The organism is Nocardioides sp. NPDC047086, from assembly GCF_040643685.1.
In the GTDB taxonomy this organism is placed as follows: domain Bacteria; phylum Actinomycetota; class Actinomycetes; order Propionibacteriales; family Nocardioidaceae; genus Nocardioides.
The window spans coordinates 130,329-147,613 of sequence record NZ_JBEYUV010000005.1 but is presented as its reverse complement, the minus strand read 5'-3'; the positions used below and the strand labels follow the sequence as shown (position 1 = coordinate 147,613).

Below are 17,285 nucleotides of genomic sequence, written 5' to 3'. Positions count from 1 at the left end.
CCGAACTACCCGTGTCGTGACTGATCTGTAGGCGGGGAGCCGTCAAGATCAGCGGCATGAAGTTGTACGCCGACAGGCCCCCGCGTCTCGCCGCCCAGCTGCTCGCCGACCTGATGACGGTGGCGTGGGTCGTCTGCTGGGTCCTCATCGGCAGGTTCGTCCACGAGATGGTCTCGGCGCTCGCCGTACCCGGCGAGAAGATGGACGACGCCGGCACCTCGCTCTCGGCGAAGCTGCTCGAGGCGGCCGGGAAGGTCGATGACCTGCCGCTGGTCAACGACGGCATCGCGGTCCCGTTCGAGGGCGCCGCGAAGGCTGCCGACCAGCTCCGCGCAGCGGGGGAGGCCCAGGTCGAGGCCGTCTCCACCCTCGCGATCTGGCTCGCCGTCGGGGTCGTGGTCGTCCCGGTGCTCATGTGGCTGATGGTCTACGTGCCGCTGCGGTGGCGATTCATCCGAAACGCGACCTCGACCCAGCGCTTCCTGGAGGCCGGCACCGGCGCCGATCTGGTGGCGCTGCGCGCGATGGCGACCCAGCCGCTGCACAAGCTGGTCACGATCAGCGACGACCCGGTCGGGGCGTGGCGTGACGGTGACGCCGAGGTCGTGGCGAGGCTGGCCGAGCTGGAGCTGAAGTCGGTCGGGCTCAGCGCCAAGCGGCTCAGCGCGCGGTGAGGCGAGCCCTGAGCTCTTCGTCGCGGGCGAGCCGGGCGGCGTCCCGATCGCGGCGGGTGGCGAGCACCGCGGCCAGGTAGGCCTCGGGCGGGGTGCCCGGAGGCGGGCCCGGAGCGACGTACGTCTGCACGTGGGTCGCCAGGCGCTCGGCGAGAGCGTGGCGGCGGACCGGGTCGGTGTAGGTGCCGACCTCACCGGACAGGAACCGTCGCACCGCCAGGGACAGGCCGACCGGGAGCGTGGCGACGTCCGCGCGGGAGGCCCAGGCGGCGAGCTCGGGAGGCATCCGGATCGGTGCCGGGGGACGGAGCGGCACCCGCACGCGGATGACGTATGTCCCGGCCGCGATGTCACCCAGCCGCTTGCCGCGGGGATGGATCATCGCGGTGAGGAACGCGACGGTGCCGCTGGTGGCGTAGATCTCGACGACGCCGATCAGGGCGCGTACGAACGCATGGTGGAAGCTGATCGCCCCGCCGTCGTCGCGCACCGTACGCAGCCCGAGCGCGAGCTTGCCGAGCGAGCGGCCGCGGGTGAGCGTCTCGATGATCGTCGGGAAGACCAGCAGGACCGACGCGGTCGCCGCGATGTAGGCGGCCCAGGCCAGGGCTTCGTCTGTCGCCGGAGCGGCGGTCATGAAGACGAACAGCGTCACGATCAGCAGTGCCGTCACCACGATGACGTCGATGAGACCCGACAGCAGGCGCATCCCCAGCCCGGCGGCCGGCAGGTCGAGGGCTACCGCGTCTCCGGTGACCAGGTCGTCCTCGGTGAGGAGCGCCCTCTCCTGGGGGCGTCGCTCGGGCGATTGCGGCGCGGAGGTCATGGCGGTCAGCGTACGCTGCGGGCGTGGATCTCGACGCGTATCTGGCCGCTACCGCCGCCGACCGGGCCAGGCTCGAGCAGCTGCTGGCCGAGCGGCGGCTGGGCGGTGCCCAGGCCGACGAGCTGGTCGAGCTCTATCAGCGGGTGAGCACCCAGCTCTCGGTCGTACGCAGCAACGCCCCCGACCCGACGGTCGTCCAGCACCTCTCGGTGCTGCTGGCGGCGGCCCGCAACCGCACCACCGGCACCCGGACGAGCACCTGGACCGGCTTCCTGCGGTTTTTCACCCATCGGTTCCCGGCGGCTCTCTACCGGCTGCGCTGGTGGTGGCTGGGGATGATGGCGGCCAACATCGTGGTCACCGCGGTGATGATCTGGTGGTTGCTGCGCCACCCGGAGGTCGAGCAGTCGCTGCTCGGACCGGAGCAGGTCAAGCAGCTGGTCGAGCACGACATCGAGGGCTACTACAGCGAGCACGCGGCCTCCTCGTTCGCCACCCAGGTCTGGGTCAACAACGTCTGGGTCTCGTTCATCTGCATCGCCCTGGGTGCGCTCGGGCTGCCGGTGATCTACTCGATGTTCCAGAACATCTCCAATCTGGCGATCCTGGGCACCCTGATGCACCGCCACGACCGCGGCGGCCTCTTCTGGGGTCTGATCCTTCCCCACGGGCTGCTCGAGCTGACCGCCGTCTTCGTCGCCGGCGCCGTCGGTCTGCGGATCTTCTGGTCCTGGATAGACCCCGGCTCGCTGACCCGTGGGCAGTCGATGGCCCGCGAAGGCCGTACCGCCGCCGGCATCGCCCTCGGCCTCATCGTCGTGCTCCTGATCTCCGGCATCATCGAAGCCTTCGTCACCCCCTCGCCCCTCCCCACCTGGGCCCGCGTCGGCATCGGCGTGCTCGCCGAGCTCGCCTTCTTCGTGTACGTCTTCATCGTCGGTCGCGCCGCCGCCTCCCACGGCGAGACGGGAGACATCGACGAACGCCTGCTCGAGGACCGGGTCGCCACCCAGTCCTGAATGTTCCCAGTCGGGAACATTTCGGCGTACGCTGGACGCATGGCAACCATGTCCCCGGGCGAGATGGTGCGTACGCCGAGCGGCTTGGTGTCTTTCCGGACCGTGATGAGCCGGATCGGCCGGCCGTTGGCAGTGCCGAACCGGTTGTGGCGCCTCGAGCCCGAACGTGCCACGGCGACCGTGACCCTGCCGCACAGCGTTCACTGGTCGGGTGGTGGCGGCACGTTCGACCTGGCGGACTGGAACGACCGGGCGCTCGCGTACCGCACCCTCATGCTCGAGGCGACCCCGTCGGTCCTCGTCGATTACATCGACGGCGGCCAGCTCGCCGAGATGTGGGACGACATGTTCGTGCCGCCCGAGATCCGTCACGCGTGGCAGGGCGCCGTCGCGGACTTCCGGGAAGCTGCCTAGTGATGAGCCAGAAGGGCTTCATCACAGCTTTTCCAGGAGGACGTTGCTCAAGCGTTCTCCCACTCTGACCTCCACGCAGCAGTTGCTGACCGGTTCGACCTTCGCCTGCTCGACCGATCAGAGCTGACCGGTGGCCTTGAGCTGCAGGTAGTGGTCTGCGAGAGCGGGTGGGAGGGACTCGGCGTCGGCGTCGACGATGTCGACGCCGAGGGTGCGGAGCATGGCTGCGGTGTGGTCGCGGCGGCGGAGGATCTGCTCGGCGGCGGCTGCGGCGTAGACGTCCTCGAGGGTGTCGCGGGAGGCGGCGGTGGCCTCGAGCTCGGGGTCGCGGACCGACGCGATGACGACTCGGTGGTGCTGGGTCAGGACCGGGAGGACGGGGAGGAGCGACTCCTCGATCGCGTGCGGGTCGAGGGGCGTCAGCAGTACGACGAGCGCGCGATGGCGGCCAAGGCCGGCGACCGCGCCGGCGAGGTTGGACCAGTCGGCTTCGGCGATGACCGGCTCGAGGTCGGCCATCGTCTCCTGCAGCCGCTGGGTGACGTCGCGCTGGCCGGCGAGCCGGACCCGGGAGCGTACCCGCAGGTCTCCGGCGATGAAGTCGATCCGGTCCCCGGCGCGTGAGGCGATGGCGGCGAGCAGGAGTCCGGCATCCATCGCCGAGTCGAGCCGCGGCACCCCGCCGCCGGCGCCCTCGATCCGGCCGGCCGAGGTGCGGGAGGTGTCGAGGACCAGCACTACGCGACGGTCCCGTTCCGGCTGCCAGGTGCGGACCACGACGGTGCGGGAGCGGGCGGTGGTGCGCCAGTCGATGGAGCGTACGTCGTCACCGCGGACGTACTCCCGCAGCGAGTCGAACTCCGTCCCCTGCCCGCGGACCCGGACCGCGGCCCGGCCGTCGAGCTCGCGCAGACGCTGGAGGCGCGAGGGCAGATGCTTGCGTGACTCGAATGCTGGCAGCACCCGCACCGAGCCCGCCACCGGGATCGTGCGCTGCCGGGCGCCCAGACCCAAGGGTCCGTACGCCCTCACCGTCACCCCCAACGCCCGCAGATCTCCGCGGCGGCGCGGCCGCAGCGGCGTACGCAGCCTGGTGCTCTCGCCGCGACCGAGCCGGATCCGATGCCGATTCTGATCGGCGCCGGCGGTGGGCTGCCAGGCATCTCGTACCAGCGCCCGGACGTGGCGGGCGGGGGAGCGGAGCATCAGGTCCGACGTCGTCGACTCGCCCAGCCTGATCCCGCCGAGCGGGACCCTGCTGATCTCCAGTGTCGTCGGCTTGGGCGCCAGGAGTACGTCGAGGAGCGCCAGCGCCACCACGAGCAGGATCCACACCGCCGCCGTGCTCCCGGCCGGGCGTAGGACGACCGGGATGACGCCGGCCAGCATGAGCAGTGGGACGCGCCAGGTGATCGCCATCAGCAGGACCTCGCGCTGACATCTCGATCTACAGAACTGACGCTTCGGCCTGCGGGGGTGACGCCTCGGGCGGGGGTGGTCATCGGGGAACGGGGACGGCGCCGATGGCGGAGGAGAGGACCTGGCTCACCTGGACGCCCTCGAGCTCGGCCTCGGGGCGCAGTGCCAGGCGGTGGGCGAGGGTGGCGTGGGCGAGCGACTTCACGTCGTCGGGGGTCACGAAGTCGCGCCCGGCGAGCCAGGCCCAGGCACGCGCCGAGCGGAGCAGGGCGGTGGCGCCGCGCGGGGAGACCCCGGCCGACAGCGACGGGGACTCGCGGGTCGCCCGGGCGATGTCGACGATGTAGCCGGTGACCGCGGGGGAGACCTGGACCGTCGAGACGTGCCGGCGGGCGGCCTCGATGTCGGCGCCCGAGGCGACCGCCGTTACGCCGGCGCCGGCGACGTCGCGCGGGTCGAAGCCCGAGGCGTGCCGGTCGAGGATCTGCACCTCGTCGGAGCGCGAGGGCACCGGCAGGACGACCTTCAGCAGGAACCGGTCGAGCTGGGCCTCGGGGAGCGGGTAGACACCCTCGTACTCGATCGGGTTCTGGGTCGCGGCGACCAGGAACGGGCGCGGCAGCGCGCGGGTGACCCCGTCGACCGAGACCTGCCCCTCCTCCATCGCCTCGAGCAGCGCCGACTGGGTCTTCGGCGGGGTGCGGTTGATCTCGTCGGCGAGGAGCAGGTTGGTGAAGACCGGCCCCTCCCGGAAGGTGAGCTCGCCGTGGGACGACTCGACCACCATCGACCCGGTGATGTCGCCGGGCATCAGGTCGGGGGTGAACTGCACGCGGCGCGTCTCGACCGACAAGGCGGCCGACAGCGACCGCACCAACAGCGTCTTGGCGGTGCCGGGCACGCCCTCCATGAGTACGTGGCCGCCGCACACCAGCGCGACCAGCAGCCCGGAGACCGCGGCGTCCTGCCCGACGACCGCCTTGGCGACCTCGGCCCGGACCGCGGTGAGCCGCTCACGCGCGCCGTCGGGCGACACGGAGGGGATGGTCTCGGATTGGGTCATGGGTGTCGTACCTCTTCCTCAAGGGCCGCCAGCGCGTTGGCCAGCGTGATCAGGTCTTGGTCGTTCTGGATCGGGGCATCGGTGAGCAGCGCGGAGACCTCGAGATCCGGGCGTCCGGTGTGCTGGACCACGGCGCGCACGACGGCCTCCGGGGTGGCATGACGCCCCAACCGCAGCCGTCGGGCGAGGCGGGTGCGGGCTGCCTGCCGCAGCGTCGACGCGGCGTGCGTGCGGTCGCCGGAACGGCGGTAGAGCCGGCCCAGGCTGCGCGTCGTCTCCCCGGCGCGGACGTGGACCGGCAGCGGTTCGACCGCCAGCGGGCCCAGCCGCCGCCCGCGCGCGACGGCGAAGGCGACGACCGCGAGCAGCAGGAGCCACAGCGCCGGCCTGATCCAGCGCGGCAGCAACGACGCGGGGGAGTGGGCCTCGTCGGGGGCGAGGTCCTTGAGCGAGGGGACGTACCAGACCAGGTGATCGTTCTCGCCCAGCAGCCGCAGCGCCACCGCGGCGTTGTCCGCCCGCAGGATCTGGTCGTTGGTCAGCACCTGCGGCGCGCCCCAGACGGTGAGGCCCTCCGCGGGAGCGAGCACCGCGCCACCCTGGTGCGGGAAGCAGGAGCCGGCGTCGTACGCCGAGACCGCATCGGCCTGGATGCTGAGCCCTGCCCAGCGCGGGTCGTCGCAGTCCGCCTCGACCGCCTCGGACGTCTGGGCGACCGCATAGGGGATCCCGAGCATCGCCGAGACGTACGGAGCGGGCTCGGCCAGGATCAGGTCGGCGGCGTCGGTGCGCTCGCGCAGCCGGGAGGCGGTGTCCTCGCCGAGCGCGTCGGTACCGGTCACCAAGACCGTCGTGTCCGGCCCGATCTCGGTGCTCTCCAGACGCTTCGACGAGCGGACGATCTCCACCTCGACGCCGTGGTCCTCGAGCGCCTGGACCAGCGCCCGGGTGCCGTCGGGGTCGGGGCTCTCGGGGTCGTAGGCGGCAAAGGACTCCCCGCCCTTCGGCGTCGCGATGTACGCCAGCGCGACCGCGATCACGAAGGCCAGCGCGACGATCAGGATCGGCCGGCGCCGGCGGAACCAGCCCGGCCGTCCGGCGGCCGAGTCAGCCGGGGCCGGGGCCTGCGTACTCATCGCGCCACCGCCAGCTCCTGCTCGAGAGCGAGTACGCCCTCGGCCTGCTCACGCGTGGCGGGGTGGTCGCCGTAGAGCACCTCGTTGAACAGCTCCGCGGCACGCCCGGCGCGGCCCTCGAGCGACATCTCCCGCTCCAGGCTCGCGGCGACCTCGGCGGCGGTCAGCCCGGGATCCTCGGACAGCCGGCCACGCTCGACCTGCCGTCTGGCCAGAGCCCGGAACCCATCGACGACCGCGGCACCATGATCCCCGGACGCGTACGCAGTCTCGGCCCGCGCCCGGAGCGCGGCCGCCGAGAGCGACTCGTCGGTGAGGACGTCCCCGTTGCGGTCGCGGGCGACCCGAGGGCTGCGCCGCGCCCGCGAGACCAGCAGGCCGAGCCCGACCAGGAGCGCCGCGAAGACGACCATCGCGGCGACGGTCTGCGCCCAGGGCACCTCACCGACCGAGGGCAGGCCGTCGGACAGGGTGCGCTCGATCCAGCGCAGGATCCGCTCGATGAGGTCGAGGTCGTGGTACTCCGGCCCGGCCAGCTCGCGCCGGAGCCAGGAGCGGCCCTCCTCGGACGTCGGCGTCAGAGGAGGGGTTTGTTGGAGGAGGATCATCTGCTCAGCAGCCCGGCCTGCTCCATGAGGTCGACCTCGTAGGACTCCTTGCGGATGCGCTGGTCGAGGTACTGCAGGTTGGTCACCGCGCCGCTGAACGGGGTCACGATCGCAGCGGAGACCACGGTCGAGACGGCGCTGCCGGCGATGGTCGCGAGGAAGTAGAGGTCGGGCTGCACGATGCCCACGACGCTGGCGAGCATGCTGATCGGGAAGGCGACGATCTGGGAGGCGAAGCCGGCGATGATGGCGGCCAGCAGCCAGATCCCGAAGAGCCGCCAGAACTGTCTGGCCGACAGCTGCCAGGCCCGACCGATGGCACCGAAGACGCCGGTGTGCTCCAGCATCAGTGCCGGCACCGCGAGCAGGTAGAGCCGCACCGTCAGGAAGATCGTGGCCACGATCAGCAGCAGGAACATCAGCAGGCCGACCAGGATCGCCGGGATGGGACTGTCGACCACGAGCGCGAGCACCACGACGGGCGTCACCGCGACCGCCAGGACCAGCGTGAAGGTCACCCCGCTCAGCAGCGCCAGCCCGATCAGCCGCCAGCGGTCGCCGTGGGTGGCCGCCCACGCCTGTGCCAGGGTGAGCTTGCGGCCGATCGCGGCCGCATGGGCGACGTGGGAGATCATCCCGGCCACCAGGATCCCGCCGATCGCCTGCAGGACCGAGCCGAGGAAGAGGGAGCCGAAGGCCACCAGCATGCCGATGATCTCGGAGTTGCCGGGTTGGTAGTCGGGGTCCTCGAGGCCGACCCCGAACCACTCCAGGCTGTCGCCGGTGAAGGTCATCGCCGCGGTGACCCCCAGCGGTATGGCCATCGCGACAGCCGCCACGAGTACCGAGGCGCCGACCGTGGCGCCCGGGTTGAAACGTACGAGCCGGAAGGCGCCGTCGAGCATGTCGCCGAGGCCCAGCGGGCGCAGCGGGATCGCTCCCGGCTTGTGGGCCGGCGGCAGCGGCTGGGCCCAGCTCGGTGGCGCCGGCTGGGGCTGCCATGGCTGCGCGGGCGGCACCGGCTGGCCCGGTGGGGGCGGGGTCGACGGGTTCGCCGCGCCCTGATGAGGTTGCTCACCCGGTGGGGGTGGCCACACTCCTGACATGCTGATGCTCCTCGTCGCGACGGCCGGCGAACTCGCCCGGTTGGGGGCATCCTCTCAGAGCGACCCAGACGACATCGTTGATTTGGAGCCACCTGCGTACGCGTGACAAGATTCTCTGGTTGCTCCAGTGAATCTTCGCTGGGGTGTGCACACCTTGACTACTGAATCGCGTCACCTGAGCAGGCTGATCAGCCTGTCCGGATGTGGTCTGTGGTCGTCGTGTGCCCATCCCGAAGGCGTGGTTCCAGTGAAGCTGATGGTGAAAGTCCCGTCGAGATGTCCGGCGTGCTCGTTTGTGAAAAATAAGCGACACGCCCGACCGCGGGGGTCGGAGCCAGAGGTGAGCAACCGGGCCGACTCAGCCGGAGGAAGCCTGTAGCACGCGGCACGCTGACCAAGAAGGACGAGAGAGACAGATGGCGGGACAGAAGATCCGCATCAGGCTCAAGGCCTATGACCACGAGGTGATCGACACCTCGGCGCGAAAGATCGTGGACACGGTCACCCGTACGGGTGCCAAGGTCGCCGGCCCGGTGCCGCTGCCGACCGAGAAGAACGTGTACTGCGTCATCCGCTCGCCCCACAAGTACAAGGACTCGCGCGAGCACTTCGAGATGCGCACCCACAAGCGCCTCATCGACATCATCGACCCGACCCCGAAGACTGTTGACTCCCTCATGCGGCTCGACCTGCCTGCTGGTGTCGACATCGAGATCAAGCTCTGAGGTTGACGACATGACGATCGAACGCAACGTGAAGGGTCTCCTGGGCACCAAGCTCGGCATGACCCAGCTGTGGGACGAGAACAACGTCGTCGTCCCCGTGACCGTCATCGCGGCGAACACCAACGTCGTGACCCAGGTCCGCACCCCCGAGGCCGACGGCTACAACGCCGTGCAGATCGGCTACGGCGAGATCGACGGCCGCAAGGTGAACAAGCCGGGCGCCGGCCAGTTCGAGAAGGCCGGCACCACGCCGCGCCGCCACCTGGCCGAGATCCGCACCGCTGACGCCGCGTCGTACTCCGCCGGCCAGGAGCTCCCCGTCGACACCTTCGCCATCGGCGAGGAGATCGACGTGACGGGCACCTCGAAGGGCAAGGGTTTCGCGGGCACCATGAAGCGTCACGGCTTCTCCGGTGTCGGCGCCTCCCACGGTGCTCACCGCAACCACCGCAAGCCGGGATCGATCGGCGCTTGCGCCACCCCGGGTCGCGTGTTCAAGGGCGTCCGCATGGCCGGTCACATGGGTACTGACACCGTCACCACCCAGAACCTGACCGTGCACGCCGTCGACACCGAGAAGGGCCTCATCCTGGTCAAGGGCGCCATTCCTGGCCCCAAGGGTGGCCTCGTGGTCCTCCGCTCGGCTGCTAAGAAGCTGGAGGCCTGATCATGGCTATCAAGACTGTCAAGGTCGACTTCCCGGCTGAGATCTTCGATGTTGAGGTCAACATCCCGCTGATCCACCAGGTCGTCGTCGCGCAGCAGGCCGCTGCGCGCCAGGGCACGCACGCCACCAAGACCCGCGGCGAGGTCCGCGGCGGCGGCCGCAAGCCCTACAAGCAGAAGGGCACCGGTCGCGCCCGTCAGGGTTCGACCCGCGCGCCGCAGTTCGCCGGTGGTGGCACCGTCCACGGCCCGCAGCCGCGTGACTACAGCCAGCGCACCCCCAAGAAGATGAAGGCTGCCGCACTCCGCGGTGCCCTCTCCGACCGGGCTCGTGCCGGCCAGATCCACGTGGCCGAGTTCGCCCTCGAGGCGCCCTCGACCAAGACCGCGCTGACCGCCCTCAAGGCGATCTCGGACGTCAAGCGTTACCTCGTCGTCCTGGACCGCTCCGAGTCCGTCGCCGCGCTGAGCCTGCGCAACGCCCCCGAGGTGCACCTGCTCTGGGCCGACCAGCTCAACACCTACGACGTCCTCGTCTCCGACGATGTTGTCTTCTCCAAGCCGGCCTTCGAGGTCTTCATCTCGGGCAAGCCGACCGTCGCCGCCAAGAAGACCGTCACCATCGGTGAGGTCGAGAAGGACGCGACCAAGGAGGCTGCCGTCGAGCCCGCCAAGGAGATCGACCTTCCCGAGGGCGCAGTCGTGCCGCTCGAGGACGGCTCGGCTCCCGAGGGCTTCGACATCAAGGGCAACGTCAAGGGCAAGGACAAGAAGTTCCACGCCCCGGGCGGCCGTTGGTACGAGTCCACCAAGGCGGAGTTCTACTTCAAGTCCGCCGAGGACGCCATCGCTGCTGGTTTCGTCGAGGCCGGTAAGAAGAAGGAGGCCGACAAGTGAGCACGCTGCACTACGACCCCCGCGACATCCTGATCGCGCCGGTGGTCTCCGAGAAGAGCTACGGCCTCCTCGACCAGAACAAGTACACCTTCATCGTTCGCCCCGACGCGAACAAGACCGAGATCAAGATCGCGGTCGAGAAGGTGTTCGACGTCAAGGTGACCTCGGTCAACACGATCAACCGCAAGGGCAAGGCTCGTCGTACGCGTTACGGCCTGGGCAAGCGCCCCGACACCAAGCGCGCGATCGTCTCCCTGGCTGAGGGCGACCGCATCGACATCTTCGGCGCGTGAGAAGGACTGACTGAACATGGCTATTCGTAAGTACAAGCCGACCACCCCGGGCCGTCGTGGCTCGTCCGTGGCCGACTTCGCCGAGATCACTCGGACCACGCCGGAGAAGTCGCTGACCAAGCCCCTTCCCAAGAAGGGTGGCCGCAACAACCAGGGTCGCATCACGACCCGCCACATCGGTGGCGGTCACAAGCGTGCGTACCGGATCATCGACTTCCGTCGCTACGACAAGGACGGCGTGCCGGCCAAGGTCGCTCACATCGAGTACGACCCCAACCGCACCGCCCGCATCGCCCTGCTGCACTACTTCGACGGCGAGAAGCGCTACATCCTCGCGCCCGTCGGCGTCGCCCAGGGCACCGTCGTCGAGTCCGGCCCGACCGCCGACATCAAGCCCGGCAACAACCTCCCGCTGCGCAACATCCCGGTTGGTACCACCATCCACAATGTTGAGCTGCGTCCGGGTGGCGGCGCGAAGATCGCCCGCTCCGCCGGCATGAGCGCCCAGCTGGTCGCTCGTGAGGGCTCCAAGGCCACGCTCCGTATGCCTTCGGGTGAGATGCGCTTCGTCGATGTGCGCTGCCGCGCCACCATCGGCCAGGTCGGCAACGCCGAGCAGTCCAACATCAACTGGGGTAAGGCCGGCCGCATGCGGTGGAAGGGCGTTCGCCCGACCGTCCGCGGTGTCGTCATGAACCCGGTCGACCACCCGCACGGTGGTGGTGAGGGTAAGACCTCTGGTGGCCGTCACCCGGTCAGCCCCTGGGGTAAGCCCGAGGGCCGTACGCGTAAGCGCAAGGCCTCTGACTCGCAGATCATCCGCCGCCGTAAGAGCGGGAAGGGTAGGAAGTAAGCAATGCCTCGCAGCCTGAAGAAGGGCCCCTTCATCGACGACCACCTTCAGAAGAAGGTGGACGCCGAGAACGAGAAGGGCACCCACAACGTGATCAAGACCTGGTCGCGCCGCTCGATGATCGTGCCCGAGATGATCGGTCACACCATCGCGGTGCACGACGGTCGCAAGCACGTCCCGGTCTTCGTGTCCGACTCGATGGTCGGCCACAAGCTGGGCGAGTTCGCCCCGACCCGCACGTTCAAGGGTCACATCAAGGACGACCGGAAGGGACGCCGTCGATGACCACCACCGAACGGCAGCGCATCAGCGCCCGCCGCGACTCCCTGCTCGGCGACCAGCCGGGTGCCTTCGCGAGTGCCCGCTTCGTGCGGATCACCCCGCTGAAGGCACGCCGCGTCGTCGACCTGGTCCGCGGCCTGCCCGTCGACGAGGCTCTGTCCCTGCTGCAGTTCGCGCCGCAGGCAGCCTCGGAGACTGTTTACAAGGTTCTCGAGAGCGCCATCGCCAACGCGGTGTCGACCGAGGGTCTGGACCGTGACGACCTCGTCGTCTCGGTCGCCATGGTCGACGAAGGTCCGACCATGAAGCGCTGGCGCCCCCGCGCCCAGGGTCGTGCGACCCGCATCAACAAGCGGACCTCGCACATCACCCTGGTCGTGCAGCCGGCCGACGTCGTCGAGAAGGGCGGTAAGAAGTAATGGGTCAGAAGATCAACCCGAACGGCTTCCGCCTGGGCATCTCGACCGACCACAAGTCGCGTTGGTACGCCGACAAGCAGTACAAGGAGTACGTCGGCGAGGACGTCAAGATCCGCAAGCTGCTCAGCAAGGGCATGGAGCGGGCCGGCATCGCCAAGGTCGAGATCGAGCGCACCCGTGACCGCGTCCGTGTGGACATCCACACCGCGCGTCCCGGCATCGTCATCGGTCGCCGCGGCGCCGAGGCCGACCGCCTCCGCACCGAGCTGGAGAAGCTCACCGGCAAGCAGGTTCAGCTGAACATCCTCGAGGTCAAGAACCCCGAGGTCGACGCTCAGCTGGTCGCCCAGGGTGTCGCCGAGCAGCTCAGCGGTCGCGTGCAGTTCCGCCGCGCGATGCGCAAGGCCATGCAGACCACCATGCGCTCCGGTGCCAAGGGCATCCGGATCCAGTGCTCGGGTCGTCTCAACGGTGCCGAGATGTCGCGTACGGAGTTCTACCGCGAGGGCCGCGTCCCGCTGCACACGCTGCGTGCCGACATCGACTACGGCTTCTACGAGGCCCGCACGACCTTCGGCCGCATCGGCGTGAAGGTCTGGATCTACAAGGGTGAGGTCTCCGGCTCGCGTGCCGAGCGTCAGGCCGCCCAGGCCGCCCGTGCGGGCGTCCCGGGTCGCGGTGGCAACGACCGTCGCGGTGGCCGCGGCGACCGTCCGTCGCGTGGCTCCCGTGGTGACCGCCCGAACCGCGCTGACCGCGCGGCGAAGACTGAGGCGCCGGCTGCCGCTGAGGCTCCCGCCGCCGAGACCACGACCCAGGAGGGCTGACCCATGCTGATGCCCCGTCGAGTCAAGCACCGCAAGCAGCACCACCCGAAGCGCACTGGCGTGGCCAAGGGTGGCACGAAGCTGGCCTTCGGTGACTTCGGCATCCAGGCAATCGAAGGTCACTACGTGACCAACCGCCAGATCGAGGCAGCGCGTATCGCGATGACTCGTCACATCAAGCGAGGCGGCAAGGTGTGGATCAACATCTACCCCGACATCCCGCTGACCAAGAAGCCGGCCGAGACCCGCATGGGTTCCGGTAAGGGTTCGCCCGAGTGGTGGGTGGCCAACGTCAAGCCGGGCCGCGTCATGTTCGAGCTCTCCGGTGTCGACGAGAACACGGCCCGCGAGGCGATGCGCCGCGCGATCCACAAGCTGCCCATGAAGTGCCGTTTCATCACGCGAGAGGCTGGTGAGTTCTGATGGCTAACTCCCTGCAGGCGTTCGAGCTGGACGAGCTCACCGACGTCGACCTCGAGGCGAAGCTGCGCGAGGCGAAGGAGGAGCTGTTCAACCTCCGGTTCCAGGCGGCCACCGGCCAGCTGGAGAGCCACGGTCGGCTCCGCACCGTCAAGAAGGACATCGCCCGGATCTACACCGTGGTGCGTGAGCGCGAGCTCGGCATCCGCGTGGCCCCGGGCACCGAGACCACCGAGGAGGCCTGAGATGGCTGAGACCACCACTGAGGGCACCGAGCGCAACACGCGCAAGGTGCGCGAGGGCCTCGTCGTCAGCGACAAGATGGACAAGACCATCGTCGTCGAGGTCGAGGACCGCGTGAAGCACCCGCTCTACGGCAAGGTCATGCGCCGTAGCAGCAAGCTCAAGGCTCACGACGAGCAGAACACCGCCGGCATCGGCGACCGCGTCCTGGTCATGGAGACCCGGCCGCTGTCCGCCACCAAGCGGTGGCGCCTCGTCGAGGTCGTCGAGCGCGCCAAGTGATCCTTGTCTCCTAGGAGACGGATCCGGCCGGCGTCAAACGCCGCCAAATTGACCAAAGGGCGCAGGTCCAGCGACCATTGTTCGCTGGGCCTGTGCCCATCAAATCCCATTACGTTCGGCAAGGCTCACCCGCCCTGGAGCGGGGAGAGAACCAGCTCGACAAGGAGAAGTAATGATCCAGCAGGAGTCGCGACTCAAGGTCGCCGACAACACTGGTGCGAAGGAGATCCTTTGCATTCGTGTGCTCGGTGGTTCTGGTCGTCGCTACGCCGGCATCGGCGACACCATCGTCGCCACCGTCAAGGACGCTATCCCCGGTGGCAACGTGAAGAAGGGTGACGTCGTCAAGGCCGTCATCGTGCGCACCGTCAAGGAGCGCCGCCGCGCTGACGGCTCGTACATCCGCTTCGACGAGAACGCCGCCGTCATTCTCAAGAACGACGGCGAGCCGCGAGGCACCCGCATCTTCGGCCCGGTCGGCCGTGAGCTGCGCGACAAGAAGTTCATGAAGATCATCTCGCTCGCGCCGGAGGTGCTGTGATGGGTCGCTCGCACATCAAGAAGGGCGACACCGTCAAGGTGATCGCTGGTAAGGACAAGGGCGGCTCCGGCAAGGTGATCGCTGTCCTCACCCAGGAGGACCGTGTGATCGTCGAGGGCATCAACCTCGTCAAGAAGCACACCAAGGTCCAGGACCAGGGCGGCCGCGCCGGCACCACCGGCGGCATCGTGAACACCGAGGCCCCGATCCACGTTTCCAACGTCCAGCTGCTCGAGGGTGGCGAGCCGGTTCGCGTCGGCTTCCGCCGTGAGACGGTCCAGAAGCGTCGCCCCGACGGGTCGACGTACGCCGCCGAGCGCAGCGTTCGCATCTCGCGCAAGACCGGTAAGGACATCTGATCATGACCGACACCGCTGTGGCCCCGCGCCTCAAGACGAAGTACCGCGAGGAGATCGCCCCGGCCCTGCAGGCCGAGTTCGAGATCCCGAATGTCATGCAGATCCCCGGTCTGACCAAGATCGTCGTCAACATGGGTGTCGGCGAGGCTGCTCGCGACTCCAAGCTGATCGAGGGCGCTGTCAACGACCTGACCGCGATCACCGGCCAGAAGCCGCTGATCAACAAGGCGAAGAAGTCCATCGCGCAGTTCAAGCTGCGTGAGGGCATGCCGATCGGTGCGCACGTCACGCTGCGCGGCGACCGCATGTGGGAGTTCCTCGACCGCCTGCTCTCGCTCGCGCTGCCCCGCATCAGGGACTTCCGCGGTCTCAACGGCAAGCAGTTCGACGGCAACGGCAACTACACCTTCGGTCTCACCGAGCAGGTCATGTTCCACGAGATCAACCAGGACAAGATCGACCGCTCGCGGGGCATGGACATCACCCTCGTGACGACTGCCACCAACGATGACCAGGGTCGCGCGCTGCTCAAGGCGCTCGGCTTCCCGTTCAAGGAGAACAACTGAGATGGCGAAGACCGCTCTCAAGGTGAAGGCCGCCCGCAAGCCGAAGTTCGCGGTTCGCGGTTACACCCGCTGCCAGCGCTGCGGCCGCCCGAAGGCTGTGTTCCGCAAGTTCGGCCTGTGCCGCATCTGCCTGCGTGAGATGGCCCACCGCGGCGAGCTGCCCGGCGTCACCAAGTCCTCCTGGTGAGCGATCACCGTTCCAACCACTGACGTTGAAGGTCCTCATGACTGTGTGTCGTGAGGAAACCACTACGAGAAAGGGCCGTTCGGCCAATGACGATGACTGACCCGATCGCAGACATGCTCACTCGTCTGCGTAACGCCAACCAGGCGTACCACGATGCGGTTTCGATGCCGTACAGCAAGCTGAAGCAGGGCGTCGCTGAGATCCTCCAGCAGGAGGGCTACATCACCAAGTACGAGGTGCTGGAGCCCGCCGAGGGCCAGGTCGGCAAGACCCTGTCGATCACCCTCAAGTACGGCCGCAACCGTGAGCGCTCGATTGCCGGCGTACGCCGCATCAGCAAGCCCGGTCTGCGTGTCTACGCGAAGCACACCGGTCTCCCCAAGGTGCTCGGCGGCCTCGGCGTCGCGATCATCTCGACGAGCCAGGGTCTGCTGACCGACCGCCAGGCGAACAAGAAGGGCGTAGGTGGGGAAGTCCTCGCCTACGTCTGGTAATCAGGGAAGGGAGAGAGAAGAAATGTCGCGTATTGGCAAGCTCCCCGTCCCGGTTCCGGCCGGCGTGGACGTCACCATCGACGGCCAGGTCGTGAGCGTCAAGGGCCCCAAGGGCTCCCTGTCGCACACCGTGGTCGACCCGATCACCGTCGAGAAGGGCCAGGACGATGAGGGCCGTGGCGTCCTCGACGTCAAGCGCCCCGACGACAGCCGGGACAACAAGGCCCTGCACGGCCTGTCCCGCACGCTGATCAACAACATGGTCCTGGGTGTCACCGAGGGCTACGAGAAGAAGCTCGAGATCGTCGGCGTGGGTTACCGCGTGCTGTCGAAGGGCCCGACCAAGCTGGAGTTCCAGCTGGGTTACTCCCACTCGATCGTCTTCGACGCGCCCGAGGGCATCACCTTCACCACCGACGGTCCGACCAAGCTCGGTGTCGTCGGCATCGACAAGCAGCTCGTCGGTGAGGTTGCGGCCAACATTCGCAAGCTGCGCAAGCCGGAGCCCTACAAGGGCAAGGGCGTTCGTTACGCCGGCGAGAACATCCGCCGCAAGGTCGGAAAGGCTGGTAAGTGATGGCCATCTCGCTGTCGAACAACAAGCACACCGCTTCCCGTGTCCGCTCGCGCCTGCGTCGCCAGGCCCGCGGTCGCAAGAAGATCGAGGGTACGCCGGAGCGCCCGCGCCTCGTCGTGACCCGGTCGGCCAAGCACATCACCGCCCAGGTCGTCGACGACCTGGCCGGCAAGACGCTTGCCTCGGCTTCGACCATCGAGGGCGACCTGCGGTCGGCCTCCGGTGACAAGACCGCCAAGGCCAAGCAGGTCGGCGAGCTGGTTGCGTCGCGTGCCAAGGCCGCTGGGGTGGAGACCGTCGTCTTCGACCGTGCCGGCAACAAGTACCACGGCCGTGTCGCCGCGCTCGCCGATGGCGCGCGCGAGGCCGGTCTGACCTTCTGATCGCAA

At 68.6% G+C, this 17,285-nt stretch carries 27 protein-coding genes; 21 read left to right on the top strand and 6 right to left on the bottom strand.

Features of this window, described 5'->3' with window-relative positions; all coding sequences use genetic code 11:
- Positions 1-56: 56 nt before the first annotated feature.
- Positions 57-674: a hypothetical protein gene (locus tag ABZ796_RS06260; RefSeq protein WP_357335457.1), complete on the top strand. Its 618-nt coding sequence runs from the start codon at positions 57-59 to the stop codon at positions 672-674.
- Here the strand turns inward: ABZ796_RS06260 and ABZ796_RS06255 are convergent.
- The gene (locus tag ABZ796_RS06255; protein ID WP_357335455.1) at positions 661-1,500 is read right to left on the bottom strand and encodes an RDD family protein; all 840 of its coding nucleotides are present in this window, start codon (positions 1,498-1,500) and stop codon (positions 661-663) included. The genes ABZ796_RS06260 and ABZ796_RS06255 overlap by 14 nt on opposite strands.
- A 23-nt stretch (positions 1,501-1,523) precedes the next feature.
- Here ABZ796_RS06255 and ABZ796_RS06250 point away from each other — a divergent pair, with 23 nt between their 5' ends.
- Together ABZ796_RS06250 and ABZ796_RS06245 are read left to right on the top strand one after the other, a co-directional pair.
- Positions 1,524-2,519 carry a stage II sporulation protein M gene (locus ABZ796_RS06250; protein WP_357335453.1) on the top strand — a complete coding sequence of 332 codons (996 nt, stop codon included), beginning with the start codon at positions 1,524-1,526 and terminating at the stop codon, positions 2,517-2,519.
- A 39-nt stretch (positions 2,520-2,558) separates the two neighbouring features.
- Positions 2,559-2,933 carry a hypothetical protein gene (locus ABZ796_RS06245; RefSeq protein WP_357335452.1) on the top strand — a complete coding sequence of 125 codons (375 nt, stop codon included), beginning with the start codon at positions 2,559-2,561 and terminating at the stop codon, positions 2,931-2,933.
- A 117-nt stretch (positions 2,934-3,050) separates the two neighbouring features.
- Here the strand turns inward: ABZ796_RS06245 and ABZ796_RS06240 are convergent, their stop codons facing one another.
- The 5 genes from ABZ796_RS06240 to ABZ796_RS06220 all read right to left on the bottom strand — a co-directional run bounded on the left by ABZ796_RS06240 (position 3,051) and on the right by ABZ796_RS06220 (position 8,265).
- Positions 3,051-4,352, bottom strand: coding sequence for a DUF58 domain-containing protein (locus ABZ796_RS06240; protein ID WP_357335450.1), 1,302 nt, complete (start codon positions 4,350-4,352; stop codon positions 3,051-3,053).
- A gap of 79 nt (positions 4,353-4,431) precedes the next feature.
- A complete protein-coding gene (locus ABZ796_RS06235; RefSeq protein WP_357335448.1) occupies positions 4,432-5,415 on the bottom strand; it encodes a MoxR family ATPase in 984 nt (327 codons plus the stop codon).
- Positions 5,412-6,551 (bottom strand): DUF4350 domain-containing protein, encoded by a 1,140-nt coding sequence (locus ABZ796_RS06230; protein ID WP_357335447.1) that lies wholly within the window; start codon positions 6,549-6,551, stop codon positions 5,412-5,414. The genes ABZ796_RS06235 and ABZ796_RS06230 overlap by 4 nt, the downstream gene beginning before the upstream one ends.
- Entirely contained in the window at positions 6,548-7,159 is a 612-nt protein-coding gene (locus tag ABZ796_RS06225; RefSeq protein WP_357335445.1) for a DUF4129 domain-containing protein, read from the bottom strand. The genes ABZ796_RS06230 and ABZ796_RS06225 overlap by 4 nt, the downstream gene beginning before the upstream one ends.
- Positions 7,156-8,265, bottom strand: a complete 1,110-nt coding sequence (locus tag ABZ796_RS06220; RefSeq protein ID WP_357335443.1) for a hypothetical protein — start codon at positions 8,263-8,265, stop codon at positions 7,156-7,158. The genes ABZ796_RS06225 and ABZ796_RS06220 overlap by 4 nt, the downstream gene beginning before the upstream one ends.
- A gap of 416 nt (positions 8,266-8,681) precedes the next feature.
- On the opposite strand from ABZ796_RS06220, the gene rpsJ reads away from it, so the two are divergent.
- The 18 genes from rpsJ to rplR all read left to right on the top strand — a co-directional run bounded on the left by rpsJ (position 8,682) and on the right by rplR (position 17,279).
- Positions 8,682-8,990: a 30S ribosomal protein S10 gene (gene rpsJ, locus ABZ796_RS06215; protein ID WP_008360994.1), complete on the top strand. Its 309-nt coding sequence runs from the start codon at positions 8,682-8,684 to the stop codon at positions 8,988-8,990.
- A gap of 10 nt (positions 8,991-9,000) precedes the next feature.
- Positions 9,001-9,657: a 50S ribosomal protein L3 gene (gene rplC / locus ABZ796_RS06210; RefSeq protein ID WP_091052379.1), complete on the top strand. Its 657-nt coding sequence runs from the start codon at positions 9,001-9,003 to the stop codon at positions 9,655-9,657.
- 2 nt (positions 9,658-9,659) lie between these two features.
- Entirely contained in the window at positions 9,660-10,553 is an 894-nt protein-coding gene (gene rplD / locus ABZ796_RS06205; RefSeq protein ID WP_357335440.1) for a 50S ribosomal protein L4, read from the top strand.
- On the top strand, positions 10,550-10,846 hold the full coding sequence (gene rplW, locus ABZ796_RS06200; protein WP_008360999.1) for a 50S ribosomal protein L23: 297 nt from the start codon (positions 10,550-10,552) through the stop codon (positions 10,844-10,846). Before rplD ends, rplW begins: the two co-directional genes overlap by 4 nt.
- Before the next feature lie 16 nt (positions 10,847-10,862).
- Positions 10,863-11,699, top strand: coding sequence for a 50S ribosomal protein L2 (rplB, locus tag ABZ796_RS06195; protein WP_357335437.1), 837 nt, complete (start codon positions 10,863-10,865; stop codon positions 11,697-11,699).
- Between the two features lie 3 nt (positions 11,700-11,702).
- Entirely contained in the window at positions 11,703-11,984 is a 282-nt protein-coding gene (gene rpsS, locus ABZ796_RS06190; protein WP_008361004.1) for a 30S ribosomal protein S19, read from the top strand.
- Entirely contained in the window at positions 11,981-12,400 is a 420-nt protein-coding gene (gene rplV / locus ABZ796_RS06185; protein ID WP_091052384.1) for a 50S ribosomal protein L22, read from the top strand. Before rpsS ends, rplV begins: the two co-directional genes overlap by 4 nt.
- On the top strand, positions 12,400-13,227 hold the full coding sequence (rpsC, locus tag ABZ796_RS06180; protein ID WP_045550115.1) for a 30S ribosomal protein S3: 828 nt from the start codon (positions 12,400-12,402) through the stop codon (positions 13,225-13,227). Before rplV ends, rpsC begins: the two co-directional genes overlap by 1 nt.
- A gap of 3 nt (positions 13,228-13,230) precedes the next feature.
- Positions 13,231-13,650, top strand: coding sequence for a 50S ribosomal protein L16 (gene rplP, locus ABZ796_RS06175; RefSeq protein WP_357335435.1), 420 nt, complete (start codon positions 13,231-13,233; stop codon positions 13,648-13,650).
- Positions 13,650-13,892, top strand: coding sequence for a 50S ribosomal protein L29 (gene rpmC / locus ABZ796_RS06170; protein ID WP_008361011.1), 243 nt, complete (start codon positions 13,650-13,652; stop codon positions 13,890-13,892). Before rplP ends, rpmC begins: the two co-directional genes overlap by 1 nt.
- Before the next feature lies 1 nt (position 13,893).
- Positions 13,894-14,172 carry a 30S ribosomal protein S17 gene (gene rpsQ, locus ABZ796_RS06165; protein ID WP_357335433.1) on the top strand — a complete coding sequence of 93 codons (279 nt, stop codon included), beginning with the start codon at positions 13,894-13,896 and terminating at the stop codon, positions 14,170-14,172.
- Between the two features lie 172 nt (positions 14,173-14,344).
- Entirely contained in the window at positions 14,345-14,713 is a 369-nt protein-coding gene (gene rplN, locus ABZ796_RS06160) for a 50S ribosomal protein L14 (RefSeq protein ID WP_008361015.1), read from the top strand.
- Positions 14,713-15,072 carry a 50S ribosomal protein L24 gene (rplX, locus tag ABZ796_RS06155; RefSeq protein ID WP_141806214.1) on the top strand — a complete coding sequence of 120 codons (360 nt, stop codon included), beginning with the start codon at positions 14,713-14,715 and terminating at the stop codon, positions 15,070-15,072. The genes rplN and rplX overlap by 1 nt, the downstream gene beginning before the upstream one ends.
- Positions 15,073-15,074: 2 nt before the next feature.
- Positions 15,075-15,638, top strand: a complete 564-nt coding sequence (gene rplE, locus ABZ796_RS06150) for a 50S ribosomal protein L5 (RefSeq protein WP_183544357.1) — start codon at positions 15,075-15,077, stop codon at positions 15,636-15,638.
- Between the two features lies 1 nt (position 15,639).
- Positions 15,640-15,825: a type Z 30S ribosomal protein S14 gene (locus ABZ796_RS06145; RefSeq protein ID WP_017932844.1), complete on the top strand. Its 186-nt coding sequence runs from the start codon at positions 15,640-15,642 to the stop codon at positions 15,823-15,825.
- A gap of 86 nt (positions 15,826-15,911) precedes the next feature.
- A complete protein-coding gene (gene rpsH, locus ABZ796_RS06140) occupies positions 15,912-16,319 on the top strand; it encodes a 30S ribosomal protein S8 (RefSeq protein ID WP_357335430.1) in 408 nt (135 codons plus the stop codon).
- Between the two features lie 22 nt (positions 16,320-16,341).
- Positions 16,342-16,896, top strand: a complete 555-nt coding sequence (gene rplF, locus ABZ796_RS06135) for a 50S ribosomal protein L6 (protein ID WP_355224291.1) — start codon at positions 16,342-16,344, stop codon at positions 16,894-16,896.
- On the top strand, positions 16,896-17,279 hold the full coding sequence (gene rplR, locus ABZ796_RS06130; RefSeq protein ID WP_008361025.1) for a 50S ribosomal protein L18: 384 nt from the start codon (positions 16,896-16,898) through the stop codon (positions 17,277-17,279). Before rplF ends, rplR begins: the two co-directional genes overlap by 1 nt.
- The last annotated feature ends 6 nt before the right edge of the window (positions 17,280-17,285 follow it).